The following is a 14,194-nucleotide window of genomic DNA, read 5'->3' as shown; positions in this document are numbered from 1 at the left end:
GACTCAGGCATCCCCCGCCGGCGGCGCGTCCCGGTGGTCATACCATTCGGCCAGCAGCTCGTTCTGCAGTCCGAACATCTCACGTTCCTCCTCCGGCTCGGCATGGTCGTAGCCGAGCAGGTGCAGGCACCCGTGGACCGTCAGCAGCGCGAGCTCGTGCGCGAGCGGGTGCCCGGAGCTGGCGGCCTGATCGGCGGCGAACGCGGGGCACAGGACGATGTCACCGAGCATGGCGGGACCGGGCTCCGGCATATCCGGGCGACCGCCGGGCGTGAGCTCGTCCATGGGGAAGCTCATCACGTCGGTCGGTCCGGGCAGGTTCATCCACGTGACGTGGAGATCGGCCATGCTCTCCTTGTCGACGAGCGTGATGGACAGCTCGGCGGCCGGATGGACGTCCATGCGGGCGATCACGAACGCGGCCACGTCGATGAGTTCTGCCTCGTCGACCTCCACACCCGACTCGTTGGCGACCTCGATGCTCATCGGTGGCGCTGCTCCCTGTTCCTGTGTGATCCGGTCCGCTTGTGTGACTCGGAGTGCTTGTGTGACTCAGCGTTCTTGTGTGAATCGGAGTACTTGTCTGACTCACGGCGCGTGTGTGAGCCGCTCGTGCGGGCCGCCTTCTCCAGGCGTGCCTCGTGCTGCGCGTAGGCGTCCACGATTCGTCCGACCAGCGCGTGCCGCACCACGTCCTTCGACGTGAGTTCCGAGAAGTGGATGCCGTCGACCCCGGTGAGTATCTCCCGCACAACCTTCAACCCGGAACGCTGCCCACCAGGCAGGTCGACCTGCGTGATGTCGCCGGTGACCACGATCTTGGAGCCGAAGCCCAACCGAGTGAGGAACATCTTCATCTGCTCGGGCGTCGTGTTCTGTGCCTCGTCGAGCACGATGAACGAGTCGTTGAGCGTGCGCCCGCGCATGTACGCCAGCGGTGCCACCTCGATCACCCCGGCCGCCATGAGCTTGGGGATGGTCTCGGGGTCCATCATGTCGCGCAGCGAGTCGTACAGCGGCCGCAGGTACGGGTCGATCTTCTCGTGGAGGGTGCCCGGCAGGTAGCCGAGCCGTTCGCCGGCCTCGACCGCGGGGCGGGTGAGGATGATCCGGCTGACCTCCTTGGCCCGCAGCGCGGAGACGGCCTTGGCCATGGCGAGGTAGGTCTTGCCGGTACCGGCGGGGCCGAGGCCGAACACGATCGTGTGATCGTCGATCGCGTCGACGTACTGCTTCTGGCCGAGCGTCTTGGGCCGGATCATGCCGCCGCGGCGCGAGAGCACGTCGGTGCCCAGCACCTCCTCGGGCGTGAGCGGCCCGGAGCCGGCGAGGATCTCCACCGAGCGACGTACCGACGTGGGGGTGATCTCCACGCCCTTGCGGGCCTGCCGGAGCAGGTCGGACACGACGCGGCTGGCCGAGTCCACGGCCACGGGGTCGCCGGAGATGGTCATGGTGCCGCCCCGCACGTGCAGGTCGGCGGCGAGCAGTTCCTCGAGGGCGCGCAGGTTGGTGTCCGCGGCGCCGAGGACCGCCATCGCGAGGTCGGGGTCGAGCTGGACCGCCGTGCGGGCGGACTCGCTTTCTGGGGTGCTTACGTGGATCACTTCCCGGTGTGTGGTTCGGTTGGCACGAGTGTAGTACCCGGGTCCGACCATCTCGGTGTGAGAACGCCGAGCGCCGCCAGCGCGACGGCCGCGGCGGTGGACGTACGGAGCACCTCCGGCCCCAGGACCACCGCGCGTGCCCCGGCGTCGGTGAGTGAATCCACCTCGGCGTCGGAGACGCCGCCCTCGGGTCCGACGACGACGACGATGTGCCGCGGCGGCCCGTCGGGTCCGGCGGTCACCGCCGTTGCGGACTCCGCCGCATCCGACACCGCCGTTGCGGGCTGCGCTGTCGCACTTACCGCCGTACCGGTCACCGCCCCGGCGAACGGGACCGCACCCTCCTCGTGGAGGATCAGCACGCGCGCGCCCCCGGCGACCTGCTCCGACACGTACCGGGCGAGCGCGGCGGAGTCGACGAGCTCACCGATCTCCGGCTCGTGCGCCCGACGCGACTGCTTGGCCGCGGCCCGCGCCGCATTGGCCCACTTGGTGAGCCCCTTGGCCACCTTGGGCCCGGACCAGCGGCTGACACACCGTTCGGACTGCCACGGGATGATCCGGTCTGCGCCGGCCTCCGTGGCGAGCTCGACCGCGAGCTCGGAGCGTTCCGATTTGGGCAGCGCCTGGACGACCGTGACCTCCGGGACGGGGCGCGGGACGTCGGTCCGGGTGACGACCTCCGCCTCGACGACGCCCGGGCTCGTCGTCGTCACCACACAGTCGGCGACAACTCCACGACCGTCCCCGACCCGGATCGACTCACCCGGACGCACCCGGAGAGCGTTACCCGCGTGGCGCCCCTCGGCGCCGTCGAGCACCACGACGCCCCCCTCGGCGGGGACCTCGGCCACCCGGAACAACGACGGGGTCACGGCGCGTCAGTGACCGGCGACGGCGTCGCGCAGGCGGGAGAACAGACCACCACGGCGGGCGGTGTCCTCGTTGACCACCTCGGGCGCGTCATGGGACATCCCGCGCAGCTTCTCCACGAGGTCCCGACGCTTTCGGTCGAGCTTCTCGGGGATCACGACCTCCATGTGGACCGTCAGGTCACCGGCTCCCCCGCCCCGCACACGCGGCATACCGCGACCGGAGAGCGTGACGGTGTGCCCCGGCTGGGTACCGGCAGGGATCTCGATGTCGAGCGCCTCGCCGATCACCGTCTCGACCTGGACCTGACCACCGAGCATCGCGTCCGCCACCGGGACCCGGATGGTGCAGTGCAGGTCGTCGCCGTCGCGCACGAACACCGGGTGGGTGCGCTCGTTGACCTCGATGTACAGGTCGCCGGCAGGCCCGCCGCCGGGTCCGACCTCGCCCTGACCCGACAACCTGATCCGCATTCCGCCACCCACGCCGGCGGGGATCTTGGCCGAGACGGTGCGACGCTTGCGGACACGACCCTGGCCGGTGCACTCGCCACACGGGTCGGTGATGATTTCGCCGGTCCCCGCGCAGGTCGGGCACGGGCGGCTGGTCATGATGTTGCCCAGCAGCGAGCGCTGCACGGACTGGATCTCACCCTGGCCCTGACACATGCCACACGCGGCCGGCGGCGCGTCGGAGGCCGAGCCCTTGCCGTGGCAGACCTCGCACAACACGGCCGTGTCGACGGTGATCTCCTTGGTGACGCCGGTGGCGCACTCGTCCAGGGTCAGGTTGACGCGGATGAGGGCGTCCGAGCCCGGCTGGACGCGGCTGCGCGGGCCACGCCCGCCGCCTCCGCCGCCACCGCCGAAGAAGGCCTCGAACACGTCGCCGAGGCCGCCGCTCCCGAATCCACCGCCGAAGCCTCCGCCGCCGCCACCACCGCGGGACGAGTCGAGCGGGTCGCCTCCCATGTCAACGATGCGACGCTTCTCCGGATCGGTGAGCACCTCGTACATCGCCGTGATCTCGCTGAAACGCTCACGCGCCTCTTCGGACGGGTTGACGTCGGGGTGGAGCTCGCGGGCGAGCTTGCGGTAGGCGCGCTTGATCTCGGACTCCGAGGCACCCCTGTCGACCCCGAGGGTCCCGTAGTAGTCGCGTGACACGTCTCACCTTTCGTTCTGTGGTCTTGGCTGGAGCGGTACCGCACCGCGTTCCGCCTGGGCCCGGTCCGGGTCGGCGGGGCTCGGTCAGTGCCCGCTGAGGATCTCGCCCACGTAGTGGGCAACAGCGGCGACCGACGCGATTGTTCCCCGATAGTCCATCCGGGTGGGACCGAGCACCCCCATCCCGCCGACGGCGTACCCGTCGGAGCCATACGGTGACGACACCACGGAGGCACCGCGGATCTCCGCCTGCTGGGTCTCGGCGCCGATCTGCACCGTGACCCCGCCCAGCCCGCCCTGCCCGACGGACCGCGCCGCGCTGAGCAGACGCAGAATAACGACCTGCTCCTCCAACGCCTCGAGCACGGTCTGCAGTGAACCCTCGAAATCGGCGGCGCTGAGGGTCAGGTTGGCCGTTCCCCCCAGGACGATCCTGTCGTCTGGCTGCTCCACCAACGTGCCCACCAGGACCGTGACACACCGCTCGACCGCGTCCCGGCACTCGGGCCGGGCCTTGTCCTGAGTGGCGGACAGCGCCTCGGAAGCATCTGACAAGCGCTTGCCGGCAACCGCCTCACCCAACAGTGTCCGCAGTTCGCCGACGTGCTCGTCGAGGAGCGGGGTGGCCAGCTCGACCTGGCGCTGGTCGACCCGCCCGGTGTCGGTGATGAGCACGAGCAGCAGCCGCGTCGGGGTGAGGCTGACGATCTCGAGATGGCGGACCGTGGAGCGGTCGAGACTCGGGTACTGGACCACCGCGACCTGGCGGGTGAGCTGGGAGAGCATCCGAACAGCCCGTCGCAGGACGTCGTCCAGGTCGACCGCGCCCTCGAGGAACGTGCGGATCGCGCGCCGTTCAGCCCGCGACAGGGGCGTGATCTCCTCGATCGAGTCCACGAAGTGCCGGTAGCCCTTCTCCGTGGGCACGCGTCCGGAACTCGTGTGCGGTTGAACGATGAAGCCCTCGGCCTCGAGCACCGCCATGTCGTTGCGGATCGTCGCACTTGAGACCCCGAGCGAGTGCCTGTCGACCAGAGCCTTGGAACCGACCGGTTCCTGGGAGGCGATGTAGTCGGAGACGATGGCCCGCAGGACGTCGGTCCGGCGGTCTGATGCGCTCGACATGAACCGTCTCCTCCTCGTCTTCTCGTGCTAGTACTTCTCGTGGTGGATCTTCTCGTGGTGGCTCTTCTTGTACTGGATCGTCTCGCACTTCGGCGCCCGCCGCATGAGGCGGCCGGCGTCAGCAGGTAGCCCCATCCGATTCTATGCCAGAACCCTTAAAGCCCTCGTCGACGATCAGGTCACGTCAGACGAGCAGGTCACGGACCACTCCGTCGGCGAGGAGTCGTCCGGCCTCCGTCAGCGCGTAGCCCGGTCCGCGGGGATGGTCGGCGGCGCGGCGGACCAGCAGTCCGGCCTCGATCTGGGTGTCGGCACGCTCGCGTTCGATGTCGGTGAACGCGGAGTCCTCGAGCCCCTCGGCCAGACGGAGACCGGTCATGATCCGTTCGATGTGTCGGTCCTCGTCGGTCAGGCGTTCTCCGCCGTCGACCGGGAGGTCACCGGCGTCGCAGGCGGCCGCGTAGCGGGCAGGATGCTTGAGGTTCCACCATCGGGCACCGGCCACGTGGGAGTGGGCTCCGGGGCCCACTCCCCACCAGTCGCCTCCGCGCCAGTACCCGAGATTGTGCCGGCAGTAACCTGATTCGTCGGTCGCGAAGTTCGACACCTCGTACCAGTGGAATCCGGCGCGGGACAGGCGTTCACTCACCTGCTCGTAGCGGTCCGCCAGGACGTCGTCGACGGTGTTCGGCAGCTCGCCACGGCGGATGCGGCGGGCGAGTGCCGTGCCGTCCTCGACGATCAGCGAGTAGGCGGACACGTGGTCGACTCCGGCGTCCACCACTGCGTCGAGAGTGCGCGACAGGTCGTCCTCCCGCTCCCCGGGGGTTCCGTAGATGACGTCGAGGTTGACGTGCTCGAATCCGGCACTGATCGCCTCGGCGACCGCTTCCTGCGGGCGGCCTGGGGTGTGCGTTCGGTCGAGGATCGTCAGGACCCGAGCCGACGTGGACTGCATTCCCAGCGAGATCCGCGTGTAGCCGCCTTCCCGAAGCCTCGAGAAGAACTCCGGTGACGTGGACTCGGGGTTGCTCTCCGTGGTGACCTCGGCGTCGGACGCGAGCCCGAACGCCGACCGGATGCGGTCGAGCATCTCGACCAGGACGTCCGCGCCGACGAGGGAGGGTGTCCCGCCGCCGACAAAGACGGTGTCGACGAGCGGCGGCGTGCCCGAGCGCGCGAGTGCCTCTGCAGCGCGGTCGATCTCGATCGCCGCCGCCCGCTCCCAGTCGACCGGTGACGTGGCAGAGCCCAGCTCACCGGCCGTGTAGGTGTTGAAATCGCAGTACCCGCAGCGCGTGGAGCAGAACGGGACGTGCAGGTAGATGCCGAACGGCGACGCCGGATCGCGCTCGGGTGGCGTGAGCGCCAGTCCGGCCGGGTTCTCTGAAATCTCGGTCACGCCTGACCGGCGGTGGGGTTCGAGCCGGTCTCACCTCCCGGTCCGGACCGGTCGGGAACCGCGGTAGGCGCGGTAGGCGCGGTGGGCGCGGTGGGCGTGGTGGACTGCGCGGTGGTCGCGGTGGACGGCCCGCTAGTGGTCGCGCTGGGCTTCGCGGCTGTGGGCGCCGAGCTGGTGGGCTTGGTGCTGGTGGGCTTGGTGCCGGTCGGCTTCTCCCCCGCCGGCTTGGCCGTGGAGTTCGTCGCCGCGGGCTGCGGGTTCACGGCGGGCTTGTCACCGCTGACGGGCTTCGGGGCAGTCGCCGACGCGACGGGCTTGCTCGCCGCCGGCTTGCTTGCCGCCGGCTTGCTCGCCGCGGATTTCGTTGCGGCAGCCGACTTCTTTGCCGGGGCCTTCTTCGCGGGAGCCTTCACGGCCGGCGCTTTCTTCGCCGTGGCCTTCTTCGCGGGAGCCTTCGCGGCGGGCGACTTCTTTACCGGAGCCTTCTTCGCGGGCGCCTTCGCGGTCGGCACCGTCTCGGCCGCGGTGGGCTTCGTGGCTGAAGCCGCTTGTGCAGGAGCCTTCTTCGCCGGTGCCTTCTTGGCCGGAGCCTTCTTTGCGGGCGCCTTCTTGGCCGGAGCCTTCTTTGCGGGCGCCTTCTTGGCCGGAGCCTTCTTCGCGGGAGCTTTTTTTGCAGGAGCCTTCTTGTCCGACGTGGCTCCCGCCGACTCCTTGGCTGACTGCTTCGCCGCCTTGCGCTGGGCCCGACGTACATTCCCCAGTTCGGCAGCCGACTTCCGCTCCGTTGTCGGAGCACCACTGGACTCACGCTCGGCAGCTGCCGCGACGTATTCGGCCAGCGCCTCCGTAACCGCCTCGGCCAGTGGCCACGGATCGGGCACGGACTGCTTGCATGCGATGAAGCCGAAGTGGAGCTTGCCGTCCATCGACATCACTGTCGCGTTGAGACCTGCACCGTGGAACACCGGCCCGAGGGGCAGCATCTGCTCGATCCGGGCGCCGAGGAAGTAGAGCGGAAAGTTGGGGCCCGGCACGTTCGAGATGACCAGGTTGTGCACGACCGGGTGCCGCTCCGACAGGCGGAGGCGCGAGTACATGCGCACCGCCGAACCGAACACAGACGGCGCGGTGAACTGCGCCCAGTCGGTCAGCAGGTTCGCGTCCAGTGCCTTGGTGTGGTCCTTGGCGACGATGTTGGCATCGCGGATCGCCTCGAGGCGTTCGACCGGATCGTCGATATCCGTGGCCAGCGACATGAACATTCCCGAGACGCGGTTGGTGCCGGGGCGGGACTCCGCCGCGTGCACGGACATCGGGACCATCGAGATGAGCGGCTTGCTCGGAAGGGCGTCGAGTTCCTCGAGGTAGGAACGGAGCGCGGTCGAGCAGACGGCCAACACGACGTCGTTTACCGTGGTACCGAAGGCGTTCTTGACCCGCTTGATGTCGTCCAGCTCCACGGTGGCGAACGACAGCGTGCGGTGACCGGTGATGGTCCGGTTGAACGGCGTCCGGGGTGCGGTGAACGGAGCCGGCATCGCCATGCCCTTGCGTGCACGGTTGATCCAGGACGGCAGGACCCCGAGCGTGCCGGGCAGCAGAGAGGCGAGCCGCCAGGGCGTGGCCAGTCGCGACAGCGCGCCGCCGACAGCGAGCTCCAGCGCGCCCGAGCCACCGGCGGTCTCCTTGACCAACTCGTCATCGAGGGCCGGATCATCCGGGGTGAGCGTGCACAGCTGCGACATCATGTTGGCGCCCGTGACGCCGTCCACCGTCGAATGGTGCATCTTGGCGAACACCGCGACTCGACCGTTCGGCAGCCCCTCGATGACGTACATCTGCCACAGCGGCATGGACCGGTCGATGGGCTGACCGGCCAGATGGGCGCACAGTTCCGAGAGTTCACGGTCCCCGCCCGGAGCGGGGATTCCGAGCCGGTTGAGATGGTGATCGATGTCGAAACTCTCGTCCTCGACCCACACCGGGTGGTCGACGTTGAGCATCGAGTCGTGGAGCTTGCGCCGGAACGTCGGCATTCCCGTGATCCGGCGGTCGAGCTCGGCGCGGAGCGCGTCGAAGGAGTACCCACCGGGCATCCCCGAGACGTCGAGCACGATCAGCCCGCACACGTGAAGGAGCTGGGACCGAGTCTCGAAATAGAGGAAACTGGCGTCAAGTCCGCTCAAGCGCTGCATTGGCCGATTGTACGTCCGGAGACTTCTCCGCGGCGGTCCTCCGACCGAGCGGGTGAACGCTCACAGGACCTCGATGACGAACCAGGCGACGACGACGAACACGATCAGCAGGACAAGGGCGAGAGTGACGCGTGACCGGGGCATCAGCGGACCTCCTTCCCGGTCTCTGCGGGCCGCGACGAGACGAGTAACCGGAACCTGCTCACGACAACGTCCGCGAGTTTCTCGACCAGCACGGCGCACGCGAGGAAGAGCGGCAGCCCCATCGCGAGCATGATCACCACCTGCAGCGGGAAGGGCAGTGTGACGAGCCAGAGCTCGAGCCCGTCCCAGAACTGCAGAAAAGTCGACACGTGCGGAGTCTACGACCGACCGGCGGTGGCGGCCTCACGGCCACCGACGGCCGAGGACTGCAGGCCCCGGCGCCGCAGGAGCGCCGCCGGATCGGGATCGGTACCGCGCAGTCTTCGGTAGGCGTCGAGGAAGTCGATGGAACCGCCGCGCGACAGGACCTCGCGACGCATCGCGTCACCGGAGGACCGCTCGAGCCCACCGCGCTCGATGAACCACTCGGCCGCATCCGCGTCGAGTACCTCGGCCCAGAAGTACGAGTAGTACGCCGCCGAGTAGCCGCCGGCGAAGATGTGCTGGAAGTAGCGGGACCGGTATCGGGGCTCGATGCCGGGGACGTCGAGGCCCGCGTCGGCGAGGACCTTCGCCTCGAACGCGTCGACGTCGGTCACCGCGCGCGCCTCGTCCAGGGTCAGCGAATGCCACGCCAGGTCGAGCAGGGCGGCCGCGAGGTACTCGACGGTTGCCTGCCCCTCGCCGAACCGCTCCGCCTCACGCATCCGCTCCACCAGGTCGGTGCCGATGGGCTCCCTCGTCTCCCGGTGCCGGGCGTAGTGGGCGAGCATCTCCGGGCGACGGGCCCACATCTCGTTGACCTGGGATGGGAACTCCACGAAATCCCGGGGTACGGACGTGCCCGAGAAGACCGGGTACTCCACGTCCGAGAGCAGCCCGTGGAGGGCGTGCCCGAACTCGTGGAACATCGTGGTGACCTCGTCCATCGTCAGCAGGGTCGGCTCGCCTTCGGCGGGACGACTGAGGTTCATCACGTTGACGATCACGGGTCGGGAGTCGAGCAGACGCGACTGATCGCGCAGCGAGGTCATCCACGCACCACCCCGCTTGGTCGGGCGGGCGTAGTAGTCCAGCAGCAACAGGCCGATGCCGGCGTCAGGCTGCGAGCGCTCGTCGTCGAACACCTCCACCACGCGGACGTCGGGCAGGTACCCGGCCAGGTCGGGACGCTCGGCGAACCGCAGTCCGTAGAGCTGCTCCGCCGAGTACATGACCCCGTCCCGCAGGACGCTCTCCAGCTCGAAGTACGGGCGCACCGTCGCGTCGTCGACGCTGAACCTCTCGGCACGGAGGCGCTCGGACTCCCAGGCCCAGTCGGCCGGACGTAGCTCGCGGTCCTCGCCGCCGAGCAGGTCCTTGGCCTCGCCGACGGCGTTGGTCACGGCGGCGTCGACCACGTCGAGCAGGAGACCACGCGCGGCCTCGGGCGTCTGTGCGGTCTCCACGGCGAGGACGTGCTCGGCATGGCAGCGCAGTCCCAGCAGCTCCGCCCGCTCGGCGCGCAGGCGCACGATCTCCAGGACGATCCCCGAGTTGTCGTGCCCCGGGGTCGAACCGCGCTTGAGAGAGGCCTCCATGACGCGGCCACGCAGGCCGGGATCGTCGAGCCAGGCGCTGATCGGCTGGACCGTCGGGAGTCCGAGCGGGATGAGCCAGCCGTCCCGGCCCGCCTGCCGGGCGGTGGCGGCGAGCGTGGACCGCATCGAGTCGGGCAGCCCCGCGAGCTCGGCCTCCTCCGTCACCGGGACCGCGAGTTCGGTGGTCGAGGCCAGGAGGTTCTCACCGAACTCGGTGGTCAGTTCGGCCAGCCGCGTGTCGATCGCGGTCAGGCGCGCCCGGCCGGCCTCGTCCAGTGCTGCGCCCGCACGCAACAGGTCCCGGTGGTGACGGCGGATCAGGCGGTCCGTCTCGTCGTCGACCTCGAACTCTCCCGCCTCGAGGGTCGTATACACCTCGGCCACACGGGCGTAGAGGACCGGATCGGTCATCACCGCCGAGTGGTGCGCCGCCAACAGTGGCGAGACCACCCGCTCCACGTCGAGGCGGGTGGGCGTCGCGTCCGGTCCGAGCAGTCCGTAGAAGACCGAGAGCACCCGGTGCAGCGCCTGACCCGAGCGTTCCAGCGCGATCACAGTGTTCTCCACCGTGGGCGCATCCGTTGTGGCGGTGATCGCGGCGACCTCGGCCGCGTGATCGTCGATCGCCGTGCGGATCGCCGGCTCCAGGTCCTCGTCACCGAACGCGGAGAAATCCGGCAGTCCGTACGGCAGTGCGGACTCGTCGAGCAGTGGGTGGCGGGTGGGCTCAGGGCTCGTGGAGGACGGACTCGGCGTGGTCATGGCCGCAGTCTACGTGGGTGAACGGGGCCACTTCAGACCCACATGGCGACCGTGTCCCACGCGAGCCTGGCCCCCAGGATCGTGACGACGACGAGGAACACCTTGCGGATGAAGTCGTTGCCGAATCGCATCGCCATCCGCGCACCGAGGAAGCCCCCGGCGAGATTTGCGGCGGCCATCGCCCCACCGATCAGCCAGAGCAGTTCGCCGTGGAGGCCGAACACTCCGATGGAGGCGATGTTGGTCATGAGGTTCGCGAGCTTGGCCGCGACCGTGCCCTGAAGGAACCCGAAACCGAGGAACGCCACGATCGCGATGACGAAGAACGATCCGGTCCCCGGCCCGAGGATCCCGTCGTAGAAGCCGACGACGAGCCCGATCAACGCCGCGCGCCAGGTCCGCGCCCAGCCCGTGAACCGTTCTTCGTGCGTCCGCCCCATGTTCGGTCGCAACCACGTGTACGTCCCCACCACGACCACGGCGACCAGCACGATCGGCGTGAGCAGTTCCTTGGGTATGTACACCGCCACCGAGGAACCGGCCGCCGACCCGGCGAACGCCGCCGCGACCAACGGGGCCACCATCGCCACCGGCACCCGGATCTTCCGCAGGTACGTCGCTGTGGCGACGAAGGTCCCCGCGACCGAGGACAGCTTGTTCGTGCCCAGAACCTCGGGCGTCGAGGCGTCGGCGGGCAGGGTGATCACGAGTGCGGGCAGCTGGATCAGCCCGCCGCCACCGACCACCGAGTCGATCCAGCCCGCGACGAACGCCGCCACCACGAGCGCCGCGAGCACCCACACCGAGATGCCGAGCGCCGGTGCGGCCGCGAGCTGCGCGAGGTCAGGTGACATGGCGACCACTGTGCTGTAATAGGTTTGTGTATATCAACCCTTACGGCGCCGACCCGGTCACCCTGGTCGCCGACCTGGCCAACAGCCGACCCCGCACCACCCGGGAACTGGTGGACCGCTGCCGCGAGGCCGGAGTGACCATCGATCGGGACGCGGATGAGAACGACCTGGCGGAGGTGCACGATTTCCTCGACGGCTGGCTCGTCGTCGTCGACACCACCGACCCCCGCGCCCGCGCCGAGGCCCTCAACTCCCTACTCGCCGAGCACGCCGGGCCGCCACGCCTCACCGACCACGACGGGCACTGGCACGTCCACTACCGCGCCGACGACGTGACCTTCGCCCGCCTGCTCACGGCGATGTTCTCCGTGGGCACGGCGCTCCACCTCACCGAACGCGGCATCGACCGGCTCGCGCGGTGCGCCGCCCACAACTGCACCCAGATCTTCGCGGACACCACCCGCAACGGTCGCAAGACCTACTGCTCACCGCGGTGCAACAACAGATCGGCCGTGCGGCGACACCGCGCCCGGGCCTGACGAGACACCGCGCCCGGACCTGAGGGGTCGCTACTTCTTGTCCGACCCGCCGTCGGCCGACAGGGCCGCAACGAAGGCCTCCTGCGGCACGTCCACCCGACCGATGGACTTCATGCGCTTCTTGCCCTCCTTCTGCTTCTCGAGCAGCTTGCGCTTACGGCTGATGTCGCCGCCGTAGCACTTGGAGAGCACGTCCTTGCGGATCGCGCGGATGTTCTCGCGGGCGATGATCTTCGAGCCGATCGCGGCCTGCACCGGCACCTCGTACTGCTGGCGCGGGATGAGCTCCTTGAGCTTGACGGTCATCTTGTTGCCGTAGCCCTGCGCGTAGTCGCGGTGCACGATGGCGCTGAACGCGTCCACCGCCTCGCCCTGCAGCAGGATGTCGACCTTGACCAGGTCCGCCTGCTGCTCGCCGGCCTCCTCGTAGTCCATCGACGCGTAGCCCTTGGTGCGGGACTTGAGCGAGTCGAAGAAGTCGAAGATGATCTCGCCCATCGGCAGGACGTACCGCAGCTCGACGCGCGTCTCGGACAGGTAGTCCATGCCCTTCATCTCGCCGCGCTTGGACTGGCACAGCTCCATGGTGGTGCCCACGAACTCGCTCGGCACGATGATCGTGCACTTGACGATCGGCTCGTAGATCTCGCGGTGCTTGCCCTCGGGCCAGTACGACGGGTTGGTCACGTGGTGCTCGGTGCCGTCCTCCGCGATCACGCGGTACACGACGTTGGGCGCGGTGGAGATGAGGTCGAGATTGAACTCGCGCTCGAGCCGGTCTCGCGTGATCTCCATGTGCAATAGGCCCAGGAAGCCGCAGCGGAACCCGAAGCCCAGGGCCACCGAGGTCTCCGGCTCGTAGTCCAGGGAGGCGTCGTTGAGCCGCAGCTTGTCCAGCGCGTCGCGCAGCACCGGGTAGTCCGACCCGTCGATCGGGTAGAGCCCCGAGAACACCATCGGGTTGGGCTCGGCATATCCGGGCAGCGGCTCGGTGGCACCGCCACGGGCGAGGGTCACCGTGTCGCCGACCTTGGACTGACGTACGTCCTTCACCCCGGTGATGAGGTACCCCACCTCGCCGGGCCCCAGCCCCTCGGTGGCCTTGGGCTCGGGCGAGATGACGCCGATCTCCAGCAGCTCGTGGTTAGTCCCGGTCGACATCATGGTCAGCTTCTCGCGCGGCTTCAGCGAGCCGTCCACAACGCGCACGTAGGTGACCACGCCGCGGTAGGTGTCGTAGACCGAGTCGAAGATCATCGCGCGCGCCGGGGCATCCGGGTCGCCCACCGGCGCCGGGATGGTGTCGACGAGCTTGTCCAGCAGTGCTTCGACGCCCTCGCCGGTCTTCCCGGAGACCCGCAGCACGTCCTCGGGCTCGCAGCCGATGATCCCGGCGATCTCGCCGGCGAACTTGTCCGGGTCCGCGGCCGGGAGGTCGATTTTGTTGAGGACGGGGATGATCTCGAGGTCGTTCTCCATGGCCAGGTACAGGTTGGCCAGCGTCTGCGCCTCGATGCCCTGCGCCGCGTCCACCAGCAGGATGGCGCCCTCGCACGCCTCGAGCGCGCGGGAGACCTCGTAGGTGAAGTCCACATGGCCGGGGGTGTCGATCATGTGCAGCACGATCTCCTCGCCCGCGTGGTCGCCGGTGCGCGGCACCCACGGCAGGCGGACGTTCTGCGCCTTGATGGTGATGCCGCGTTCGCGCTCGATGTCCATGCGGTCGAGGTACTGGGCGCGCATGAGGCGCTCCTCGACCACACCGGTGAGCTGCAGCATGCGGTCGGCCAACGTCGATTTGCCGTGGTCGATGTGCGCGATGATGCAGAAGTTCCTGATCCTGGCCGGATCGGTGAACGTCTTCTCGGCGAAGTTGGGAATCTCGATCACTCCTGGAGGCGGGCCCGGGTGCGGCTGGATTGCGGAATCACCGGGCGATCACCCCAT

11 protein-coding genes and 1 pseudogene are annotated in these 14,194 nt (G+C 68.9%); 1 reads left to right on the top strand and 11 read right to left on the bottom strand.

Annotation, left to right across the window (positions count from 1 at the left end; genetic code table 11):
* Positions 1–3 precede the first annotated feature (3 nt).
* The 10 genes and pseudogenes from ybeY to OPF83_RS03300 form a co-directional block, all read right to left on the bottom strand.
* The gene (gene ybeY, locus OPF83_RS03345; protein ID WP_264885791.1) at positions 4–486 is read right to left on the bottom strand and encodes an rRNA maturation RNase YbeY; all 483 of its coding nucleotides are present in this window, start codon (positions 484–486) and stop codon (positions 4–6) included.
* Positions 483–1,607 carry a PhoH family protein gene (locus OPF83_RS03340; RefSeq protein ID WP_264885790.1) on the bottom strand — a complete coding sequence of 375 codons (1,125 nt, stop codon included), beginning with the start codon at positions 1,605–1,607 and terminating at the stop codon, positions 483–485. Before OPF83_RS03340 ends, ybeY begins: the two co-directional genes overlap by 4 nt.
* Positions 1,604–2,482 (bottom strand): 16S rRNA (uracil(1498)-N(3))-methyltransferase, encoded by an 879-nt coding sequence (locus OPF83_RS03335; RefSeq protein WP_264885789.1) that lies wholly within the window; start codon positions 2,480–2,482, stop codon positions 1,604–1,606. Before OPF83_RS03335 ends, OPF83_RS03340 begins: the two co-directional genes overlap by 4 nt.
* A 6-nt stretch (positions 2,483–2,488) precedes the next feature.
* Positions 2,489–3,646 (bottom strand): molecular chaperone DnaJ, encoded by a 1,158-nt coding sequence (gene dnaJ / locus OPF83_RS03330; RefSeq protein WP_264885788.1) that lies wholly within the window; start codon positions 3,644–3,646, stop codon positions 2,489–2,491.
* 84 nt (positions 3,647–3,730) lie between these two features.
* A complete protein-coding gene (gene hrcA, locus OPF83_RS03325) occupies positions 3,731–4,771 on the bottom strand; it encodes a heat-inducible transcriptional repressor HrcA (RefSeq protein ID WP_264885787.1) in 1,041 nt (346 codons plus the stop codon).
* Between the two features lie 184 nt (positions 4,772–4,955).
* Positions 4,956–6,164, bottom strand: a complete 1,209-nt coding sequence (gene hemW, locus OPF83_RS03320) for a radical SAM family heme chaperone HemW (RefSeq protein ID WP_264885979.1) — start codon at positions 6,162–6,164, stop codon at positions 4,956–4,958.
* Positions 6,165–6,979: 815 nt separating this feature from the next.
* A pseudogene (locus OPF83_RS17455) lies at positions 6,980–8,368 on the bottom strand (wax ester/triacylglycerol synthase family O-acyltransferase); the annotation flags it as partial.
* Between the two features lie 143 nt (positions 8,369–8,511).
* Positions 8,512–8,721 carry a hypothetical protein gene (locus OPF83_RS03310; RefSeq protein WP_264885785.1) on the bottom strand — a complete coding sequence of 70 codons (210 nt, stop codon included), beginning with the start codon at positions 8,719–8,721 and terminating at the stop codon, positions 8,512–8,514.
* Between the two features lie 9 nt (positions 8,722–8,730).
* Positions 8,731–10,854 (bottom strand): M3 family metallopeptidase, encoded by a 2,124-nt coding sequence (locus OPF83_RS03305; protein ID WP_264885784.1) that lies wholly within the window; start codon positions 10,852–10,854, stop codon positions 8,731–8,733.
* 32 nt (positions 10,855–10,886) lie between these two features.
* Positions 10,887–11,708 carry a TSUP family transporter gene (locus OPF83_RS03300; protein WP_264885783.1) on the bottom strand — a complete coding sequence of 274 codons (822 nt, stop codon included), beginning with the start codon at positions 11,706–11,708 and terminating at the stop codon, positions 10,887–10,889.
* Between the two features lie 26 nt (positions 11,709–11,734).
* Here OPF83_RS03300 and OPF83_RS03295 point away from each other — a divergent pair, with 26 nt between their 5' ends.
* Positions 11,735–12,247, top strand: coding sequence for a CGNR zinc finger domain-containing protein (locus tag OPF83_RS03295; protein ID WP_264885782.1), 513 nt, complete (start codon positions 11,735–11,737; stop codon positions 12,245–12,247).
* 30 nt (positions 12,248–12,277) lie between these two features.
* Here the strand turns inward: OPF83_RS03295 and lepA are convergent, their stop codons facing one another.
* Complete coding sequence (gene lepA, locus OPF83_RS03290; protein ID WP_264885781.1) at positions 12,278–14,137, bottom strand: translation elongation factor 4; 1,860 nt, start codon at positions 14,135–14,137, stop codon at positions 12,278–12,280.
* Positions 14,138–14,194: the final 57 nt, after the last annotated feature.

This window comes from Dietzia sp. NCCP-2495, from assembly GCF_026011735.1.
Classification (GTDB): domain Bacteria; phylum Actinomycetota; class Actinomycetes; order Mycobacteriales; family Mycobacteriaceae; genus Dietzia.
Note: the sequence above shows the minus strand (reverse complement) of the source record. Positions and strands in the feature narration are given on the sequence as shown.

What these genes read in the sequence shown, in the direction of transcription:
- ybeY (WP_264885791.1), bottom strand. Translation starts at nt 486, where the DNA reads ATGAGCATCGAGGTCGCCAACGAGTCGGGTGTGGAGGTCGACGAGGCA.
- hrcA (WP_264885787.1), bottom strand. Translation starts at nt 4,771, where the DNA reads ATGTCGAGCGCATCAGACCGCCGGACCGACGTCCTGCGGGCCATCGTC.
- OPF83_RS03305 (WP_264885784.1), bottom strand. Translation starts at nt 10,854, where the DNA reads ATGACCACGCCGAGTCCGTCCTCCACGAGCCCTGAGCCCACCCGCCAC.
- OPF83_RS03300 (WP_264885783.1), bottom strand. Translation starts at nt 11,708, where the DNA reads ATGTCACCTGACCTCGCGCAGCTCGCGGCCGCACCGGCGCTCGGCATC.